General features: G+C 61.9%; 19 protein-coding genes. 15 read left to right on the forward strand and 4 right to left on the reverse strand.

Annotated features, from left to right (window positions below; genetic code table 11):
* Positions 1–10: 10 nt before the first annotated feature.
* From BM413_RS24535 to BM413_RS24570, 8 genes are all read left to right on the forward strand, one after another.
* Positions 11–601 carry a TetR/AcrR family transcriptional regulator gene (locus BM413_RS24535; RefSeq protein ID WP_175544424.1) on the forward strand — a complete coding sequence of 197 codons (591 nt, stop codon included), beginning with the start codon at positions 11–13 and terminating at the stop codon, positions 599–601.
* Between the two features lie 726 nt (positions 602–1327).
* Complete coding sequence (gene ureE, locus BM413_RS24540) at positions 1328–1780, forward strand: urease accessory protein UreE (RefSeq protein WP_091917486.1); 453 nt, start codon at positions 1328–1330, stop codon at positions 1778–1780.
* A complete protein-coding gene (locus BM413_RS24545) occupies positions 1777–2460 on the forward strand; it encodes an urease accessory protein UreF (protein ID WP_244538011.1) in 684 nt (227 codons plus the stop codon). The genes ureE and BM413_RS24545 overlap by 4 nt, the downstream gene beginning before the upstream one ends.
* A 19-nt stretch (positions 2461–2479) precedes the next feature.
* Complete coding sequence (locus tag BM413_RS24550) at positions 2480–3175, forward strand: urease subunit gamma (protein ID WP_091917487.1); 696 nt, start codon at positions 2480–2482, stop codon at positions 3173–3175.
* A gap of 12 nt (positions 3176–3187) precedes the next feature.
* Complete coding sequence (gene ureC / locus BM413_RS24555) at positions 3188–4900, forward strand: urease subunit alpha (RefSeq protein WP_091917488.1); 1713 nt, start codon at positions 3188–3190, stop codon at positions 4898–4900.
* A 5-nt stretch (positions 4901–4905) separates the two neighbouring features.
* Positions 4906–5553: an urease accessory protein UreG gene (ureG, locus tag BM413_RS24560; RefSeq protein ID WP_091917489.1), complete on the forward strand. Its 648-nt coding sequence runs from the start codon at positions 4906–4908 to the stop codon at positions 5551–5553.
* On the forward strand, positions 5550–6419 hold the full coding sequence (locus BM413_RS24565) for an urease accessory protein UreD (protein WP_244538012.1): 870 nt from the start codon (positions 5550–5552) through the stop codon (positions 6417–6419). Before ureG ends, BM413_RS24565 begins: the two co-directional genes overlap by 4 nt.
* Before the next feature lie 38 nt (positions 6420–6457).
* Entirely contained in the window at positions 6458–7057 is a 600-nt protein-coding gene (locus tag BM413_RS24570) for a HupE/UreJ family protein (protein ID WP_091917490.1), read from the forward strand.
* 164 nt (positions 7058–7221) lie between these two features.
* Here BM413_RS24570 and BM413_RS24575 read toward each other — a convergent pair whose 3' ends face one another.
* From BM413_RS24575 to BM413_RS33245, 4 genes are all read right to left on the reverse strand, one after another.
* Positions 7222–9531, reverse strand: coding sequence for a nitric oxide reductase activation protein NorD (locus BM413_RS24575; protein WP_139238644.1), 2310 nt, complete (start codon positions 9529–9531; stop codon positions 7222–7224).
* Positions 9522–10319 (reverse strand): CbbQ/NirQ/NorQ/GpvN family protein, encoded by a 798-nt coding sequence (locus BM413_RS24580; protein WP_091917492.1) that lies wholly within the window; start codon positions 10317–10319, stop codon positions 9522–9524. The genes BM413_RS24575 and BM413_RS24580 overlap by 10 nt, the downstream gene beginning before the upstream one ends.
* Before the next feature lie 196 nt (positions 10320–10515).
* Positions 10516–11556 carry an aliphatic amidase gene (locus BM413_RS24585; RefSeq protein WP_091917493.1) on the reverse strand — a complete coding sequence of 347 codons (1041 nt, stop codon included), beginning with the start codon at positions 11554–11556 and terminating at the stop codon, positions 10516–10518.
* Positions 11557–12141: 585 nt separating this feature from the next.
* Positions 12142–12297 (reverse strand): hypothetical protein, encoded by a 156-nt coding sequence (locus BM413_RS33245; protein WP_175544425.1) that lies wholly within the window; start codon positions 12295–12297, stop codon positions 12142–12144.
* A 280-nt stretch (positions 12298–12577) separates the two neighbouring features.
* Here BM413_RS33245 and BM413_RS24590 point away from each other — a divergent pair, with 280 nt between their 5' ends.
* The 7 genes from BM413_RS24590 (at position 12578) to BM413_RS24620 (ending at position 20501) form a co-directional block, all read left to right on the forward strand.
* Positions 12578–13885 (forward strand): transporter substrate-binding domain-containing protein, encoded by a 1308-nt coding sequence (locus BM413_RS24590; RefSeq protein WP_175544426.1) that lies wholly within the window; start codon positions 12578–12580, stop codon positions 13883–13885.
* 189 nt (positions 13886–14074) lie between these two features.
* The gene (gene urtB, locus BM413_RS24595; RefSeq protein WP_091917494.1) at positions 14075–14950 is read left to right on the forward strand and encodes an urea ABC transporter permease subunit UrtB; all 876 of its coding nucleotides are present in this window, start codon (positions 14075–14077) and stop codon (positions 14948–14950) included.
* A gap of 41 nt (positions 14951–14991) precedes the next feature.
* Complete coding sequence (gene urtC / locus BM413_RS24600; protein WP_091917495.1) at positions 14992–16098, forward strand: urea ABC transporter permease subunit UrtC; 1107 nt, start codon at positions 14992–14994, stop codon at positions 16096–16098.
* Position 16099: 1 nt separating this feature from the next.
* Positions 16100–16843, forward strand: coding sequence for an urea ABC transporter ATP-binding protein UrtD (gene urtD / locus BM413_RS24605; protein ID WP_091917496.1), 744 nt, complete (start codon positions 16100–16102; stop codon positions 16841–16843).
* Positions 16843–17541, forward strand: coding sequence for an urea ABC transporter ATP-binding subunit UrtE (gene urtE, locus BM413_RS24610; protein ID WP_091917497.1), 699 nt, complete (start codon positions 16843–16845; stop codon positions 17539–17541). Before urtD ends, urtE begins: the two co-directional genes overlap by 1 nt.
* A gap of 45 nt (positions 17542–17586) precedes the next feature.
* Positions 17587–18027 carry a N,N-dimethylformamidase alpha subunit family protein gene (locus BM413_RS24615; RefSeq protein ID WP_091917498.1) on the forward strand — a complete coding sequence of 147 codons (441 nt, stop codon included), beginning with the start codon at positions 17587–17589 and terminating at the stop codon, positions 18025–18027.
* A 104-nt stretch (positions 18028–18131) separates the two neighbouring features.
* Positions 18132–20501 (forward strand): N,N-dimethylformamidase beta subunit family domain-containing protein, encoded by a 2370-nt coding sequence (locus BM413_RS24620; protein WP_175544427.1) that lies wholly within the window; start codon positions 18132–18134, stop codon positions 20499–20501.
* Positions 20502–20532 lie beyond the last annotated feature (31 nt).

Raw genomic sequence — 20532 nt, forward strand, 5'->3', positions numbered from 1 at the left:
GGCATCAGTGGTGCGTGTAAAAAGCGAGGCCGTCAGGGAAGCCATATTGGCCTCGGCCGCAACTGAAATTTCAGCGAATGGATACCTGGATACGACGATCGGCAGGATCGCCAAGGGCGCCGGAATCGCGCCGTCCAACGTCTATGTCTATTTCGTATCCAAACTTGAAATCTACTTCGCGATCTACGACCCTTGGTTCAAGGACCAGTTCCTGGCGTTGGAACGCAGGGTGAAGCGACAGCCAACGCGCGACAAGAAAATCCGGTATCTCGTCCAGGGCATCTTACGAGACATCGCCATAGATCAAACGGGTTATACGGCAGCGCTGATGGAGGCGTTGGCTGCAATAAAGCCGAAAGACAAATATCGTCCCGACCTACTGACATGGGCCGAGGACAAGATCGAGCAGATTGTCCTCAAATCGGTCGGCGGATACGAAGCCGGCGATCCCAGACTGAAAGCCTTCGCCCACCTGCTGATGCTGACATTTGACGGAACCGCACTTCGCGTGAAGGCACTGCGCGCCAATGCACAAGAGGACGGCACGATGGACGCCGTGGAGGATATGTTGATGGCGATCATAACGGGAGCGGTTAGGTGATCTCATTGGCGCTCCCTAGACCGATGGAAACGCGCCTTTGACTGTTCATCGCAGGCCTCTTCGTAAAGTGTTGCGACAATCGCCTGAATCCCCGGAAAGTGGCGTCCTGTCGCGTGACGTGAGTTCCCGGTCGAGCCATGTCGCGCTGTCGCTGCCGACCTGCCGGTTCCGGTCGAGCGTGGAAAGCATGCGCACGTTGAAATCCTTGCCGCGGTCTGCCGATCAAGCTGGCAAGGGACAGCACGACCCTGTCGATCTTCTCCCAGGGCGCGATGTCTGCATCGCGACCATGTTCTCCCGTTGTCACCGGGTCCAGTCTGCCACCATCGGGGTGACTGGGACATGCCGGCAGCAATTACGCCATCGTCACCATTCGAAGAAAACGATCAGGATGGTCCGACGCCTTCACGAGATTCGTTATCGGTCAAACGCGATAGCCCTGCTCACGGCACCGACTATGCTTGACTCGAAACGGACACCTGCATAGACTCTTTGATGCGCGGTCCGAAAAGTCCGCGACATTGGCCAGTAACAGTGTCGTTGCTCGCTTCAAGGCTGGGCAGCCCGTGAACTCTTGAGTGAGTTGGCGGGTTTTTTTGTTTGTCACAAAAGGCCTCCCGTCGACTTTAGGTCAATGCCGACCGCTCCCCCACTCTCCACGGCCTGCGACCGAACTGTGCGCCTTTTCGCGGGTCTTATAAACTCTTGTGAGGAAAGAGCCTGCTCATGCTCCGCGTCGAAGCGATCCTCGGAAACATCTCGCAAGCCGCGATGGCCGAGCGAATCCATCATATAAGCCATCACGGCCATGTCGATTTCGTCACCATATCAGCTGAGGATCTCGACCGGCACAGGCTGGTGGCCCGCACCGATACCGGCGCCGAGGTGGCAATTGCCCTGCCGCGCGACCAGAAACTGGCCGACGGCGCAGTGCTGCTGGCCGACGACGACAAGGCGATCGTCGTGCGCGCTGGCGAACAGCGCTGGCTGAGGCTTTCGCCGCGCAACACGGAAGATGCGCTCGAACTGGGATACCACGCCGGAAACCTGCATTGGCGGGTGCGCTTCAGCGGCACCGACCTGCTGGTGGCGCAGAATGGACCAACAGGCAATTACACCGACAGAATCGCGCCGATGATCGCCGCCGGTCGCGTCAGCCTCGTCGAGGCCGGGCAATGACGATACCCGCCCGCGCCATGCTTCTGGCACTGCAGCATGGCGATAGTGCATTTCCGTCCGGCGGCTTCGCCTTTTCGCAGGGGCTCGAAGCCGCCTCGCAGTTGCAGGGGCATCTCGGACCGTTCGATCTCGAAACCTTCATCCGCGGTCAGATTCGCCATCGCTGGGCGCGTGCCGATTGCGTGGCGATGATCAGGAGCCACCGTCTCGGCGGGGATCTCGTGGCAACCATGGAACTCGACCTTGAGATTGAAGCCTCGACCCCGGCCGAACCCTTGCGGCTCGGCTCGCGCCGCAACGGCGTGGCACTTCTGACCGCGCACGGACGCTTGGCGACCCCGCAGGTATCCGCCTATCGCAGCCTGGTGCGCGCGGGCCGCGCGCCTGGACACATGGCCGTTGTGCAGGGGCTGGCCTGGCGTGGCATCGGCCTCGACGAGGCCACCACCATCACCGTCTCGGGCTACCAGTGCGTCATGGCACTGGCAACGGCGGCCGTTCGGCTTGGTATCGTCGGCGCTATCGAGGCGCAGGCGATTGTCGGCCGCTCGCTGCCCCTCGTCGAGGAGATTGCCGCTGAGGACATCGGCGACGACGACCGGCTGTCCTCTTTCGTGCCGTTGGCCGAGATCGCCGTGCTCCTGCATGGCCGGTCCGAGCAGAGGCTGTTTTCAAACTAGTCTGGCAAAGGATCCGCCAATGCTGCTCACACCGACGGAAATGGAACGGCTGACGATCTATACCGCCGCCGAACTGGCGCGCAAACGGCGGACCAAGGGGCTGCGGCTCAACTATCCGGAGGCCGTCGCGCTGATCTCCGACGAGATACTCGAAGGCGCGCGCGAGGGACGGTCTGTGGCCGACATGATGTCGTTCGGCTCGCAGATACTGTCGCAGGACGACGTGATGGAAGGCGTCGCCGCGATGCTGCCGATGTTGCAGGTCGAGGCAACATTCCCCGATGGCACCAAACTGGTGACGGTGCACATGCCGATTCGGCCCTCGGCGGAGGCAACGGGCGATACATTCGAACCGGGCCGGTTCATCTGCGAGGACGGCGACATCGAGCTCAATGCCGGCCGCCGCAAGCTCGGGCTGGAGGTGGTCAATACAGGCGATCGACCGGTGCAGGTCGGCAGCCACTATCATTTCTTCGAGGTCAACAAGGCGCTGGAGTTCGATCGCGAAGCCGCTTTCGGCCTCAGGCTCGATATCCCGGCGGGAACCGCGGTGCGGTTCGAGCCGGGGCAGCGCAAGAACGTCGACCTGACCGAGTTCGGCGGCGCCCGCCACCTGTCAGGGTTGAACGGGCTGACCGACGGCGCAGCGGATGACGAGGGCGTCAAAGCGCGCGCGCTGGCCAATGCGCGGCAGCATCAGTTTCGTGGCGCTTGAGGGATATCTGATATGGCAACGATGACACGTCGGGAGTATGCGGCCATGTACGGTCCGACCGTCGGCGACGGGGTAGTGCTTGGCGATACCAGCTTGGTCGCGGTGGTCGAAAAGGACCACGCCGTCTATGGCGACGAATGCCTGCACGGCGGCGGCAAGACGCTGCGCGACGGCGCGGGGCTGGCGGCAGGCGTGACCAGCGCCGAAGGCGCGCTCGATTTCCTGCTGTGCAACGTGGTGGTGATCGACGCCGTGCTCGGCATAGTCAAGGGCGATCTCGGCATCCGCAACGGACGGATCGTCGGCGTCGGCAAGGCAGGCAATCCGGCTGTCATGGAGGGGGTCGATCCGCGCCTCGTCGTTTCGGCGGCCACGACGGTGCGCGACTGCGAAGGCATGATCGCCACTGCAGGCGCCATCGACGTGCATGTGCATTTCGACAGCGCCCAGCTTGTCGAACATGCAATTGCCTCCGGTATCACCACGATGCTGGGCGGCTCGCTCGGTCCGATCACGGTCGGCATCGATTGCGGCGGCCCCTTCAATGTTGGCAAGATGCTGCAGGCGGCGGAGCAGTGGCCCGTCAATTTCGGCTTTCTCGGCCGCGGCAATTCCCATAAGCCGGCCTCTCTCGTGGAGCAGATGAAGACGGGCTGCCTCGGCCTCAAGCTGCATGAGGACTGGGGCACCATGCCGGCGGCGATCGACACCTGCCTGACTGTGGCCGACGAACTCGACTTTCCGGTCCAGATCCACACCGACACGCTGAACGAATCCGGCTTTCTCGAGGATACGCTCGCCGCCATCGATGGCCGGACCATCCATATGTACCACACGGAGGGGGCCGGCGGCGGACACGCGCCTGACATTATCCGGGTCGCGGGCCTGCCATGGTGCCTGCCTTCGTCCACCAACCCGACCAATCCCTATACGGTCAACACATTCGACGAACATCTCGACATGACCATGGTGTGCCATCACCTCAATCCTGCCGTACCCGAGGACGTCGCCTTCGCCGAAAGCCGCATCCGCGCGCAGACGATCGCCGCCGAGGACATCCTTCACGATATCGGCGCGATCTCGATGCTCGGTTCCGACAGCCAGGGCATGGGCCGCATCAACGAGGTCATCTGCCGGACATGGCAACTGGCCGACAAGATGAAAAAGCAGCGCGGACGGTTGCCCGAGGAGGCGACCCGTTTCGGCGACAACGAGCGCATCAAGCGCTACATCGCCAAATACACCATCAATGCCGCCCGTACCTTCGGTATCCAGGAGCATGTCGGGTCGCTCGAGGACGGCAAGATGGCCGATATCGTGCTCTGGCGGCCGGCCTTCTTTGGCATCAAGCCGGAGTTGATCATCAAGGGCGGCTTCATCGCCTGGGGCGCGATGGGCGACAGCGCCGCGTCGCTGATGACCTGTGAGCCGCTGATGCTGAGGCCGCAATGGGGCGCATTCGGGCGCGCAAAACAGGCACTGTCGGCCTGCTTCGTCAATCCGCTGGCGATCGAGGCGGGGCTTTCCGAAACGCTCGATCTCAAGAAGGCCCTGCTGCCGTCGCGTGGCACGCGGGCACTGACCAAGGCCGACATGCTGCACAACGATGCCTGTCCCGATATCCGCGTCGATCCGCAGACCTTCGACGTCTTCGTCGACGGCGTTCTCGCAACCTGCGAGCCGGCGCGCGAACTGCCGCTCACGCAACGCTACATGCTTAGGTGAGGGCGATGAACATCCATCCATCCATAGAGGTTTCCGCGACGGCGCGCGTGGGTGCGGCCCGCGTCGGCATCGGTGGTCCGGTGGGGTCGGGCAAGACGGCTCTGATCGAGCGCCTCATACCGGCGCTTGCGGCCAGGGGTGTCTCCATCGCCATCGTCACCAACGACCTGGTGACGGCTGAAGATGCCGAGCGTATCCGTCGCTCCGGGCTGATCGATCCGGCGCGCGTCGCCGCAGTCGAGGCCGGTGCCTGCCCGCATACTGTCATCCGGGAAGATCCGACGCTCAACATCGCCGCCGCAGACGACCTCGAAATGTTGTTTCCCGATGTCGAGTTGATCCTGATCGAAAGCGGCGGCGACAATCTCGCCTCGACATTCTCGCTCGATCTCGTCGACTGGTGGATGTTCGTCATCGATGTCGCCGGCGGCGACGACATTCCCCGAAAGAAAGGCCCCGGCGTGCTGAAATGCGACCTGCTGGTGGTCAACAAGAAGGACCTCGCGCCGCATGTCGGCGTCGACCTCGACCGGATGACGGCCGAAGCGTTAGCCGTGCGATCCGGCAAGCCGATGGCGCTGACCAATTGCCGGACCGGCGACGGCGTCGACGCGATCGCCGACCGCATTGTCCGGGAATTGTTGTTTCGATGATGCAGCACTGGCGACCCGATCCCGTTCCGCGACACGACTTGGCGGTGGGCGCGCGACACGGTCGTTTCGACCTCGAATTCCGTCGCGATGGCGACAGAAGCTGCATCGGTCGCCAATTCGTCTCCTATCCCTTCCACTTTACCCGGCCGTTCGCGCTCGATCCCGCAATTCCGTCGCTGCTAACCGTCTACCAGCAATCGTCGTCAGGCGGACTCTATCGTTCGGACCGCCTGACCAGCCGGCTGGAACTGAAGCGGGGCGCAGGCGCCCATGTCACGACGCAGGCGGCAACCGTTGTTCATGACTGCCAGGGGTTGCCGGCCAGCCAGACAGTCGGCATCGAGGCTGGAGAGGGGAGTTTCCTCGCCTATACGCCAGATCCGCTTATCCTGTTCCCAGGTGCCGCGCTCACGTCGGAACTGTCCGTGCGCCTGGCGGAAGGCGCGGTGGTGTTGCTGCAGGACGCATTTGCGACCCACGATCCCGCTGCCAGAGACCGAATGTTCGACACGCTGGCATCCGATATCGTCGTCTCCGATGCGCGAGGCAGAACGCTTGTGCTGGACCGGTCCAGCCTGAAAGGCGCGGCGCTCGCCGGCGACGCCTCGCCGGTCGGTGCGTGGACGGTCTGTGCGAGTTTCATGCTCCTCGGCCCGGCCGGCCGACTGCCGGGCAGCGATCAACTCGCGGCTGCCGGAGAGGTTGCCGGCGCGATTGTCGGTGTCAGCAGTCTTCCCAATGCTGCCGGATGGTGCGTGCGATGCCTGGCTCAACACGCGATAGCGGCGCGTGCCGTGTCCGATGGCATTTTCAACGCCTGCGTCGCCGCCGCTTTCGGCGTCGCCCCGGCACCGAGACGAAAATGACCTGCCTTCCCATGCGGATAACAAGGAACCAGAGCAAAATGGCCAGATTTTCGAGAATTCTCTTCCTCGCCTTAGCGCTCCTCGCCTCGCCTGCCATCACCATGGCCCATACCGGCATCGGCGCGACCCACGGCTTCGCGCACGGTTTTGCCCATCCCTTCTCCGGTCTCGACCATATCGCCGCCATGGTGCTGGTCGGAGCGTTGGGCTGGCAGGCGGGCGGTGCCGCCCGCTGGCTGCTGCCGGTCACGTTCATCCTGTTCATGGCCGCCGGCGGCGCGCTCGGAATTGGTGGAATCGACCTGCCCTTGGTCGAGATCGGCATAGCCGCCTCGATCATCGTGCTCGGTTTGACGGTCAGCCTGTCGTTCAGATCACCTCTGCTACCTGCGATCGTGCTCGCCGCCGCCGGCGCAATCTTCCATGGTCATGCGCACGGACTGGAAATGCCCGGAACTGCTGTCGCCCTCAGCTATGCGCTGGGCTTCCTGTCGGCAACCGCGCTTCTGCATCTCGGCGGGCTTGGCGCCGGCCTGCAGCTGACGCGTCTCGGAGAACGTAGCGGCATGCCACTCCTGCGGGCCGCCGGCGGAATCTCAGCCCTGCTGGGGCTCGGCATTCTCACCGGCGCGGTATGATATGAATTCGTCTGACAGGTCTTGTAATTGTCGGATGGGCGTTACCTTGTGGCGATACGTTTCCCCTCTCCCTCGCGGAGAAGATGGCCGGCAGGCCAGAGAGGACCTTTCTCGCCAAGCAGATGATCCGGAAACCGAAAGGCCTCTGCTATACACCTAACGTCTCACCTGACCGTCAGCCGGAAATACAACCCGGCGAGCCTGGCGGCCAGGTCCTCTATGCGTTCGACGGCAAGCGTGTTGCGCTTTCCGAAAATGACAGCCGCCGCACCGGCCGCCTTTGCGCCCAACGCTACCGAAAACAGGTCGAGCCCCTGCCGGCGAGCCTCGGTCACGGCCTGGCGTGCGTCCTCCGCGAGGTAGAGCGGATCGGTTTCGTCGATGTCCGACGGTTCGCCATCGGTGATGACGATCATCAGTTTCCTCAGCGTCCGCTGTCGGTCGAGCTCTGTCGCGACATGCCTGATGGCTGCGCCGAGACGGGTTGAGCTCGCCGGGCGAAGGCCCGCCAGCCGTGCGATCATAGCCTCGCCGTCTTCCCCGAATGCCTTCACAGTGGCCAGCCGAACGTCGTCACGGCCGTTCGATGAGAAGGCATGGATGGCGAAGGGATCGCCGAGCGTGGCCAGTGCCTTGCCCGTCAGGGCCGAAGACAGCGCTGCCATCTGCAGGATCGTCGTCTCACCGGTTGACAGCAGATCGCCCGTCGACTGCGAGGTGTCGATTAGCAGCGCGATGGCGACGTCACGATCGATGCGGCGCTTGCTGGCATAGATGTGCGGGTCCGGCACGGTGCCTGCGCGTCTTGCGACACGGGTGTCGTGAACCGCTTCCATATCCAGCTCGTCACCGTCCAGAAGGTGACGCCGCCGGATCGTCCGGCCCACGCGGGCTCCGCGAACAAGCCCGCGAATTCGCGCCGCCGCCGGGCCGTGATCCTCCAGTTGCTGCGTCAGCCAGTTCGGAACGGGCTCCGCGCGGACCGGTGCGTCGAAGACGCTTGCCGCGGCGTGCGCGTTCGTCTGGAGCCTATAGTCCCATTCGGGGTAAACGGCGATCGGAGCACCGTTCTGCTCCGCGTCCGCTTGCTGTGAACGGGCGCTCTGGATCTGGTCTGGAGCCTGTGCGCCGCTGTCCGGCGCCTCGGCGCTGTCGCGTTGCTCCATGCGGGCCGCATCAAGCAGGATTTCAAGCGTTTCGGGATCGGCGGATGTCTGGTCGTCGAGATCGAACAGCCCGAGCCCGTCGTCGCGATAGGCGGGTTCGACCACATGCGATTTCGCCGGAAACGGGATACGTGCCTGACCGAGGTCGTGGCCGAGGATGCGGGCGATAGGCATCGACAGGTCCTGGTCGAGCGGGTCTTTCCTGAAAGCGGTCTCGAACATCGCGCGGCCTTTGACGATCCACCTGTCGGCATCGGCGAAGTCGGGATCGGCCAGCGCACGGGCCAGCCGGGCGAACAGTGAGGCGCAGGAGCGCGCCGATGTCGCCGGTTCGACATGCTGACGCCGCCAGAGGCGGCCGAGCCCCGGAAACGACCTTGCCGCCAGACGTTCGATGCGCGCATCCTCGATCAGCGCGGTGAGCGCCAGCTGCATCGGCTTCATGCCGGCTAGCGGGAATCGCCTTGTTGTGAAGCGCCTGTGGGCCATCGCGTGCATGATCGCGGCTTCGAAGAATGCCGTCGCCTGCGCTGCGGGTACGCGCGGCAGGTTCTCCGGAATGAGGACCGTGCTTCCCGCCAGCCGGATGCTGCCCCGTTCCGCGGCGCCCGACGGCACGGGCAGTTCCTGCACATCGAGGTCGCTGTTCCAGAGACTGCGCGCAAGGTGCCTCAGCCGGGTTTCGTGGGATGCGAAGCGTGTCCGGCCCTCGTGAAATGCAAGCCGGGTGCGGGCCAGTGGATCCTCCAGGCGAAAATAGGCGATGCGCTTTGCCCGATCCCGAGGATAAAGGCGAAGGCCGTCCTCGAACCAGGCAGCCACGTCCTCCGCCGCGAGCCGCGATATCAGAAACGCCGTCTTCGGGGCGACATGCGGCACAATCTCAGGGGCGCGCGCCGCGTGGATAGCCACGCTGGAAAGGTAGATCGAGGCCGTCAGACCGTCGCTGCCATAGGGCATGGTGCTTTCGATCGCATCGAGAACGGCGATGGTTCCTGACGATCCGCACTCCAGGCAGAGTTGGTGGGTCGCCCGGCCCAATGCGATGACGGTGGCAGCCGTAGCGCCCGGCAGGGCATGACGCTGCAGCTGCCAGAGCCGGGCCAGCACGGCCTCCCCGGCGTTGGCTTCGTAGAACAACCGCGTCGCGGCCAGCCATTCCGACAGAGAGATCGGATCGAGATGGCGAGAAAGCGCTACGCCTGTTCGTTCGTAATCCGCGAGCAGGCGCGGGCGCATAGCAAAATGATGCTGCAACACCGCGGCGTCCGGATGGCCCGCCGCGACCATCTCCAAGCCTAGAGGCACGCCGATACCACCGAGCGCAGCGCGCCGCGCAGGTCCGGATCATCCGTCAGCGGTGCGATGATGGCCATTTCGCAGGCCTTGTGGGGCGCAATGCCGCGCGAAATTAGCTTTCCGGCACGGATCAGCGTTCGGGTGGATGCCCCTTCGTCGAGACCCTTGCCGCCCAGGTTGCGCGATGCCTGGCCGATTCGGACCAGTTGGGCGGCCAGTGGAGCCTCGATTCCCGCCTCGTCAGCAACGATTTCTGCTTCGCGCTCGCTGTCGGCATAGGTGAAGTCGATGGCGGCGAAGCGTTGCTTGGTCGATTCCTTGAGATCCTTGACGGCGCTCTGGTAGCCGGGATTGTAGGAGATCACCACGAAGAAATCCGGGTGGGCGGCCACCAGTTCGTTCTTCTTTTCGAGTGGCAGCACGCGGCGCTGGTCGGTGAGTGGATGGATGACCACGGTCGTGTCCTGCCTGGCCTCGACGATCTCGTCGAGATAGCAGATGGCGCCGCCGCGCACCGCCTCGGTCAGCGGTCCATCCCTCCAGACCGTGCCCTCCGCATCGAGCAGATAGCGCCCCACCAGATCGGCGGCCGTCATATCCTCATGGCAGGCGATGGTGATCAGCGGACGTTTGAGCCGCCAGGCCATGTATTCGATGAAGCGGGTCTTGCCGCATCCCGTTGGTCCCTTCAGCATCAGCGGCAGCCGCTCGGCAAAGGCTGCCTCAAAGGCCCCGATCTCGTCGGCGACAGCGGCATAATAGGGTTGTTCGGTCACAAAGTAGGAGTCGAGATTCACCAGTGATCACTCCGGGACAAGGCGTTCTGGATTGCTAGGGTGTTGCCGGCTCCCTCTTCTTCTCGCCGGGGAGAAGAGGGAGCGCATGGCTGCCTCCGCGCAAACTGGTTAGCGAATGTTCAGACCCTAAAGCAGCCGGGCTAGGCAGAAGGAGTATATCCGACTGCCGGTCAACGGCCGTGCGCCTCAGATACACTCACCGATGCCCGGCGGCGATCTTCGTCGGGATGCCCTCGATCGGGCTGTCCTCGACGCCAGGCGCATCGCGGGTCAGCGCCTCGACCATGTCGCGGGTGCCTTCTGGATCGTTGACCCACTTCTTGTAGAATTCAAAGGGCAGGGCACAGGTGCCGCGGGGATCCTCGCCGGAATTGATCATGCCGGTGTAGCCGCGATGCAGGAGCTTGTAGAGGTGGTTCTGGGCCTGGCCCTTCGCGCGTGCCTCGCGGATCAGCGGCACGGAGAGCTGAGCGAACTGGATGCCCATCTCCTCGGTGCCGCATTCGCCCAGCGAGCGGCCGTCGAAGCCGACGATCGCCGAATGGCCGAAATAGGTGTAGACTCCGTCGAACCCGGTGGCATTGGCCACCGCGACATAGCAGTTGTTGGCCCAAGCCATAGCCTTGGCCATGGTAATCTGCTGTTCCTTGGCGGGATACATGTAGCCCTGGCAGCGCACGATCAGTTCGGCGCCCTTCATCGCGCAGTCGCGCCAGATCTCAGGGTAGTTGCCATCGTCGCAGATGATGAGCGAGATCTTCATGCCTTTCGGTCCTTCGGACACATAAGTGCAATCGCCGGGATACCAGCCCTCGATCGGCACCCAGGGCATGATCTTGCGGTATTTCTGGACGATCTCTCCCTTGTCGTTCATCAGGATCAGCGTGTTGTAGGGCGCCTTGTTGGGGTGATCCTCATTGCGTTCGCCTGTCAGCGAGAAGACGCCCCAGCATTTGGCCATGCGGCAGGCATCGGCGAAGATCTCGGTCTCCTCGCCGGGGATCATCGAGGCCGTTTCATACATCTCTGCGGCGTCGTACATGATGCCGTGCGTCGAGTATTCGGGGAAGATGACAAGGTCCATGCCCGGCAGCCCCTGCTTCATGCCGATCATCATTTCGGCAATCTTGCGGGCATTGGCGAGTACTTCGGCGCGGCTGTGCAGCCGCGGCATCTTGTAGTTGACGACGGCGACCCCAACGGAGTCCTTGGTGGACACGATATCACCATGTTGCATCGCGAGTTCCTCATTTTGAAGGAGATGGTTACTCTTCCGAGTTGGGATGCCCCCAGGTCATCCGCACGTAACGCGAATTGCCGAACGAGACGCCAAGGCCGGTGTTTTTCGCACCATGCCGAGTTACGCCGGGCTCTGGACCTGGCATTGCGGGAAACGCAGTCGGGTGCGGTATCCAGGGCCGACGACCATGTCGGCACAATAAAAAAGCCCGGGACCTCCGTCAGGAGTGTCCCGGGCTTCCTTGCCCATGCGGCGCGACAACACTGTCCCAGCCGGCAAATTCGACGTGCACCAATCGTGCACCAGCGAAGGAGAGCACTTTCCGGCGGGCGATGCAATAGGCATTCTCGTCCGTTTTGCACTGCAGCAATTCCACTCTTGCATTTCCGCAAAAAAAGTGATCCCCTTCCATCTGCAAATTCGAACCGGTCTGCTTCCGGTTCCCCGGTGGTCCTGACAGTGCTGTCGTTCCACACAAGGCTGGGAAGCCCGATGCGCTCTTGATTGAGCGCTCGGGCTTTTTCGTTTTTCTCCGACAGGGCTGTCGGATGCGGTCTTCGCAAGCGTTTCGAAATATGAATCTCAGCGGGTCTCTTCGTCGTGTTTTTCGCGGCAGAAAGTCACCAGCTTATCGCCCGCCAAGCCGCAATTCAGCAGCACATAATTCCCGACGGCTTTGGCCGTGCCCGGCGCAGGAAGCGTTTGTTTCGCGCAAGGAAAACTAATGAGATTCAACATATGAGGCGCTCACTGATCAAATACGTAGGTATTCTATAAGAATATAAAATATGGGAGCGAATGGATTAGTGGAACAACTTATCTATTCGTCGACAATGTTTATTGCAGATATATTTATGGTCTATTTTATCTACAGGAATATCTATTTCCGTATATGAATTTTTGCGTTGACGAAATTTCAAAAATACTGTTCGTTTACTGAAGGCGCCGGCAAGGGCGCTGCTGAAAATGCAGGAACATCAGACGAGATTTCGTGCCAATCAAAAGGGGAACGGCTGAAATGAAACTAACGCGAAGGAAATTGCTCAAGGGAGCTTCGGTGGTGGCGGTCGCAGTCGCGGCGCCGCATGTCTGGATCCCGATGCAGAAGGAAGCCTGGGGTGCCACGCTCAAGAAGGGCGAGCCGATCAAGATCGGCCTGCTGTTCTCGCTGACCGGCGGCCTGGCCGTTCCGGAAGAAGATTCCACGCTGGTGATGCAATATGCGATCGACGAGATCAATGCCGCCGGCGGCATTGCCGGTTCTCCGATCGAGCCTGTCATCATCGATGCCAAGTCCGACTTCAAGGTCTATTCCGAAAAGACCCGAGAACTGATCCTGCGCGACAAGGTCATCTCAATCTTCGGCTGTTACACCTCGGCCAGCCGCAAGGCGATCCTGCCGATCGTCATGCAGCAGGACAATCTGCTGTTTTATCCCACCTGCTACGAAGGTGCGGAATGCACGCAGAACACCATCTGCACCGGCCCGCTGGCCAACCAGCATTCCAAGGACCTCATCCCGTTCATGGTCGAGAAATTTGGCCCCAAGGTGTTCTTCGTCGGCTCCAACTATGTCTGGCCGAAGGAATCCAACAAGAATGCCAAGATCTGGCTTGAGAAAGCCAATGGCGAACTTCTCGGCGAGGAATATGTGCCGCTCGGCTCTTCCGAGTTCGGCCCGGTCATCGAAAAGATCCGTGCCGCAAAGCCGAATTTTATCTTCTCGACCGTCGTCGGCGCCTCCGACATCGCCTTCCACCGCCAGTTCAAGCAGGCCGGCCTGTCGGCGGACACGATGCCGATCGCCTCGCTGACCACGGGTGAAATCGAGACCAAGGCGATGGGTGCCGAATATGGCGCCGGTCACTTCCTGTCGGCCCCCTATTTCCAGGGGCTGGAGAACGAAACCAACAAGAAGTTCGTCGACAAGTTCCTGTCGAGCAAATACGGCAAGAACGGCACCACTCATTACAACATGGAAGAGACCTATACCTCGGCCTATGTTTTCAAGGGCGCGCTCGAAAAAGCGATCGCCGAACACGGCATCGACGACGTCACGCCTCGCAAGATCCGCAATGCCGCCGCCGGTATCCGCGTCGAGGCCGATGTCTCGCCGGAAGGCCTGATCTGGATCGACAAGGACAACTTCAACTGCTGGCTGGTGCCCAAGATCGGTCAGTGCCAGGGCGACGGCAGCTTCAAGATTGTTAAGGAAGCGCCCGAGCATGTCGCTCCGGATCCGTACTCGATCTATCCGGACGTCGGCACCTGCACAGCGGACGGACTGAAGACCCCGAGCGGCACGGTCAAGACGAACGTCATCTGATCCCAGTCAGGCCGCCGCCCGTCACCGGGCGGCGGCCTGACCTCGAGCAGTTCCAGGAACAACGCGTAGCGGTTTTCCGCCTGGAATTGAGCAAAAACAAACAGATAGAGGATTTTCGCGACTCGAAGAGGAACGAAAATGCTCTGGAGGCGGGCCGATATCGGCGGACCAATGAAACGGAGTGACACGATGGATATCGGCGCCGTCATCAATGCGATCATTCTCGGCATCAGCATCGGCAGTATCTTTCTCGTCGCCGCCCTTGGCCTGGCGATCATCTACGGCACGGCCGGCGTGATCAACATGGCGCATGGCGAGTTCATCATGCTCGGCGCCTATTCCACCTACATGCTGCAATCCTCGCTCGGCATTCCCTATTTCCTCTGTATTCCCTTGTCCTTCGTGGTGGTGGCGCTGATCGGAGCGGTGATCGAGTATCTGCTCATCCGCCATCTCTATCGCCGGCCGCTCGACACGCTGCTGGCCACCTGGGGCGTCTCGCTGGTGCTGATGCAGGGGGTAAGGCTGATCTTCGGCAGCGACCCGAAATACATCCAGATGCCCGAGTTCCTGTCGACCAACCTGGCGATGGGACCGATCAATGTCTCTATCTTCCGCATCTTCGTGCTCATCGTCGCGGCACTCTTCGTGGCAGGTACATGGGCGCTCTTCTACCGTACCTCGTTCGGCATCAAGGTCCGCGCGGTGACGCAGAACAAGGAGATGGCGGCTTCGTTTGGTATTAATGCCAGCCGCGTCTATTCGATGACGTTTGCCATCGGCGCGGGTCTGGCGGGTGCCGCCGGTGCGTTGTTCGGGGTGCTCAACATCGTGCTTCCCACCATGGGCATGAGCTACGTCGTCGAGGCGTTCCTGATGGTGGTCAGCGGCGGCGGCAGCCTGATGGGCAGCGTCATCGCCAGCGGCCTGACCGGCCAGATGCAATCGATCTTCGCCTTCATCTTCAACGACACGTTCGCCCGCTTCCTGGTGTTCATCCTGATCGTGGTTTTCCTGCGCTTCCGGCCACAGGGGCTGATCGGAGCCGGCGCCACACGACGTTGAACAGAGTTCGCAAGTAAAGTTTCCCTGGAGTAGCGCAGCACATGACGCAGAACCCCTATCATAACAAGATGTTGCAATGGGCAGCCTATGCCGTCTTCTTCGGCCTGATCGCGCTGATCCCGCTCGGCCTCGACGATGCGTTCCTGCTCAACCAGCTATCCACGTACGGCGTCTATGGCATTCTGGCACTGTCGCTCAGCCTGTGCTGGGGCTTTGGCGGCATCCTCAATCTCGGCCAGGGCGTCGCCTTCGGCCTCGGAGCCTACGGCATGGCGATGACCATGCAGATGCAGTCGCAGAGTGTCGCGGATCCCATCCCGCCCTTCATGCTGAACAACGGGCTCGAAAGCCTGCCGGCTGTCTGGGAGCCGTTCTGGAGCACCGGTTTCGGCATCTTCCTGGCGCTTGCCGTGCCGACGCTCTATTGCCTGATCTTCGGCGCGCTGATGTTTCAGGCACGCGTATCCGGCCCGTTCTTCTCGATCATGACGCTCGCCATGCTGAGCGCCGTCTACACCGTCTTCATCGACCTGCAGGCCTATACCAACGGCGTCAACGGGATTACGCCGCCCAACCCGTTGATGATCGGCGACTTCGTCATCGATCCCTATTCCACCACGTCGTTCTGGACCGTCTACGCCGTGCTGCTGCTGACGACCGTGGGGGCCAAGCTGGTGACGCAGAGCAAGTTCGGCCTGATCGTTCAGGCGCAGAAGAACGATGCCGAGCGGGTTCGCTTCCTCGGCTACAATGTCGCGGTCTACGAGACGCTGATCTATACGATCTCCGGCTTCATCGCGGCGCTGGCCGGCTGCTGCTTCGCCTTTCTCACGCAATATGTCTCGCCCGGCCAGTTCGACGTCGGCTTCTCGATCTCAATGGTTATCTGGGCGGCCATCGGCGGGCGGGGCTCGCTGCTCTGGGCGATCCTGGGCGCATTCCTCGTTCAGGGTGCGCAGAGCTATCTCGGCGATCAATTTCTCAACACCTGGATCCTCATGCTGGGTTTCTTCTTCATCCTCGTCGTCCGCTTCCTTCCCGGCGGACTGGCCGGTTTGGTCGAGACGATCCTCGGCAGACTGACCGCGCCGGGCAAGGCCAAGCCCGAGATGGATCTCGCGCCGCAAGCCAACGTGCAGGGGAACTGACATGCCGGGCGTACTGGAAATCCACAATCTGCAAAAGAACTTCGATGCCGTCAAAGTCATCAACGACTTCAGCCTCGAAGTGGTCGAGATGACGCTATGCTGCCTGGTCGGCCCGAACGGTGCCGGCAAGACCACCACGATGGACCTGATCACCGGGCGGCAGAAGCCGACATCGGGCCGCATCGTCTTTCGCGGCGACGATATCACCGGCCTCGGCGAGAACACCATCGCCCAGCGCGGCCTCGGCCGGAAGTTCCAGATTCCCGCCGTCTTCAAGGAACTCACCGTCCGGCAGAATCTGGAAGTCGCCTATTCGATCCAGGTCAACGCGATCAGGAATCTCTTCAGTTTTTCGTCCAGGGCCTGTCACGAACGCATGGGCGACGTGGCCGACCAGGTCGGCCTGTCGCGGCGGCTCGACGTCGTCGCCGGCACGCTTTCGCATGGTGAAACGCAGTGGCTGGAGATCGGTATGGTGCTGATGCAGGACCCGGCGCTGCTGCTGCTCGACGAGCCGGTTGCCGGCATGACCGAGCAGGAAGTCGAAAAGACGGCGCACATACTCAAGACGTTGAAAAAATCCAAGACGCTGATCGTGGTCGAACACGACATGGGCTTCGTGCGCGAAATCGCCGATGTCGTGACCGTCATGCACATGGGCTCGCTGCTCGCGCAGGGCACGATCGAGACGATCGAGGCGGACCAGAGGGTCCGGGACGTCTATCTCGGTACGGAGGAACACTGATGCTGATAGATCTGCAAAACGTCTCCTCCTTCTACGGCGCGACACGCATTCTTCGCGATGTCAGCGTCGGGGTCAAAAAGGGAAGCTGCCTGTGCGTGCTCGGCCGCAACGGCGTCGGCAAGACGACGCTGGTCCGCACTATCATGGGCCTGACCGACCGGACGACGGGAAGGATCAGCCTCGACGGCACCGATCTTTCTTCTCGTCGCACGGACGAGCGGGCAAAGTCGGGCATCGGTTACATTCCGCAGGGTCGCCAGATCCTCGGCAAGTTCACGGTGCGGGAGAACATCCTGCTCGGCACGTTCGCCCGCTCCGACGGCAATCGGGCGATCCCTGAGATATGCCTGGAGCTGTTTCCCTATCTGAAGGAAAACCTTGGCCGCCGCGCCGGCCTGTTGTCCGGTGGCCAGCAGCAGCAGCTGGCGATCGCGCGGGCGCTGGCCGTCGATCCTCAGATCCTGCTGCTCGACGAGCCGACGGAGGGCATCCAGCCCAACATCGTCGCCGAGATCGGCGAGAAACTCAGAACGCTGAACAAGCAGTTCGGCATCACGCTGATCCTGACCGAACAGCACATCAAGGTCGCCCGAAGCCTCAGTGACAGCTTCGTGATGATGGACAATGGCCGCATCGTCGAAAGCGGCCCGATTTCGGCCCTGACCGACGAGGTGGTCGAAAAACACCTGACTGTCTGACGCCTGCACAAACGCAACATCGAAACACGACGGAAAGAGAACCACATGATTGAAATTCCGCCTCCCGGCTCTCCGGAGCGCGAAGCCCTGATCGCCGAACACAAGGCCTGCACCGATTCCATGGAAGGCGTTGCCGGCTTCTCGATTCTCAAATGCGAGACTCCTGGCGACACGACCGTCATCAGCGGTGGCGTCCATGAAAACCCGCTGCTGAAGCGGGTGCTGCTGCGCATGCGTGGCGAGTCCCCGGCGGGCAAGCTGATCGTCATCTGTACCAAGATCGATGAAGAGTGGCGCATCGGCCGGCTGTCTGGCATCCGTGGCGTGCCGCCCGAATTCGTCAACGACAAGGTCTATACCAGCGAACAGGCGATCCAGCACGATATCTTCCTGATGCGTCTCGACGAGTTGCCCCAGTCCGCCGGCATGCCCGAGCATTACACCGAGGGTTGGAAGCGCCGTAGCGACAACTGGCCGGTCACCTGACCTAACCAAACCATATAGGCCTCACGGCCTCAATGCCTATCAAACGGAGGCGACACGATCGCGTCCGAACGAAGACCTGTGACTCATTCCGAGGGAGACCAATAATGAGCGCGATGCGTTTGACCGGCTATGCCGACCTTTTCGGCGTCCATCCCGGCGATACGATCAAATTCCATGTCAATTGCGACGGCCCGTCGTCCTACAAGGCCGAGATCGTCCAGATGATCAACGGCGACACCAATCCCCGCGGTCCGGGCTTCATCGAAAAGTCGGTCCCTGGCGGCATCGCCCTGACGCTGTCGGGCCGCAAGCAGATCATCTACGGCGGTTCCTATGGCTTTGTCGCCGATGCGAAGGCGCTCAATGTCGAGAGCTTCACGATCCAGTGCTGGATCTGGCCCACGACGCCGATCACTCATCCGAAATACTGGAAGCACGGCGCGCAGGGACTGGTGACCAAATGGTGCGGCGGCAAGGGCTACGGCCTGTTCATCAACGACAAGGGTCATGCGGAAGTCCGAGTCAACGGCGAGACACTCGAAAGCCCGACGCCATTGCGCGACCATGCCTGGCATTTCCTGGCCGCGACCTTCGATGCCGTGACCGGCAAGCTGATCCTCTATCACGAGCCGCAGATCCAGTACGCGCTCGACCCCGTGATCGCGCCGGTCGAAAAGACGATTGCCGCCAAGATCGAGAACGCCGCCGTGCCGCTGGCGCTGGCCGCCTATGTGGACACGGTGACCGACGATCCGCTGGCGCAGTCCTCGCTGCCGGCAGGCGTGGTCTTCGCCGGCAAGTACAACGGCAAGCTCGACACGCCGCGCCTGTCTTCGAAGGCGCTCAGCCGCGCCGAGATCGAGATGGTGAAGCTCGGCGCCCAGCCAGGCCTTACCGAACGCCGCAACAGCGGCCCGACCGGTGCGCTGTCGGAGGTCATGGTCGCTGCCTGGGATTTCTCCGAGGGCATCGACACCATCATGGCGAAGGATTGCGGTCCCTACCGGCTCGACGCGACGCTGGTGAACTGCCCGACGCGCGGCATGACCGGTCACAACTGGTCCGGCACCGTGTTCGACTGGAAGCAGTCGCCGAAGGAATATGGGGCGATCCATTTCCACGACGACGACGTCGACAATGCCCGCTGGGAGGTCGATTTCGAATGGACGGTGCCCAAGGACTGCAAAAGCCGCTTCTATGCCGCCAAGCTGACGACACCGGAGGGAGACGAGGACTACATTCCGTTCTGGGTGGTGCCCAGGATCGGCGAGGAGCAATCGCGCATCGCGGTGATGGTGCCGACCATCAGTTACATGGCCTATGCCAACGAGCATGTCGCCTCCAATGCCGGCGGCGCCGAATTGTTCATCTATCGCGTGCCGATCATGCAGCACCAGAACATGTTCCTGGCCGAGCATCGCGAGTATGGCGGCTCGATCTATGATACGCACACTGACGGGTCCGGCATCTGCCTGTCGTCGCGGCTCAGGCCCATCCTCAGCATCCGGCCGAAATACGATCACTTCCTGGCCCAGGCGCCTTGGCAGTATCCCGCCGACCTGCACCTGATCTACTGGCTGGAAACCATGGGCTACCAGTACGACGTGTTCACCGACGAGGATCTGACCTATGACGGTTTGGCCCGCATCGAAAACTACAGCGTCATCATCACCGGTTCGCATCCCGAGCACAATTCCGGCACCCAGCTCGATGCGCTCCACAACTACACCCAGCGCGGCGGTCGCATCATGTATATGGGCGCCGATGCCTGGTACTGGGTGCACTCGTTCCATCCGGCCTATGACGACCTCGGACGCGGCGTTGTCACCGAAATGCGCCGTTGCGAATCCGGGATCCGCACCTGGCGCGCCGATCCAGGTGAATATTACCATCAGGGCACCGGCGAACTCGGCGGCATGTGGCGCTTCAGGGGCCGTTATCTGCATTCGGTTGCGGGCGTCGGCATGTCGTCGGAAGGCTTCGACATCTCGTCCTACTTCTCGCGCACGCCTGAAAGCAACAATGCCCGCGTCTCCTGGGCGTTCGACGGCATCGAATACGACGAGAAGCTCGGCAATTTCGGTCTGGTCGGCGGCGGTGCGGCGGGTCTCGAGCTCGACATCGTCGATACGATGCTCGGCTCGCCGCCGCACACGCTGACGGTCGCCACTTCGGCCGGCCGGCATACGGAAGCCTATCTCCTCGTGATGGAAGACTTCGGCTTCAACCAGCAGGGTCTCGACGGCACGACCCATCCGCGCGTGCGCGGCGACATCGCCTATCACGAAACGCCGAATGGCGGCGCCTGCTTCGCGTTTTCGTCGATCGCGTTCTGCGGCTCGCTGCCGTGGAACAACTGCGACAACAACATCTCGAAGCTGGTCAAGAACGTTCTCGACCGCTTCTCGGTCGCAGGTCCCCTGCCGCCGCCGCCCGCCGAGGCGATCATGTATCGCGGCCGCGCCGACTACTGAACACGATCTGGCGATGCCGGCTTTCCGACCG

Source organism: Mesorhizobium sp. YR577 (genome assembly GCF_900116595.1).
Taxonomy (GTDB): Bacteria; Pseudomonadota; Alphaproteobacteria; order Rhizobiales; family Rhizobiaceae; genus Mesorhizobium_M.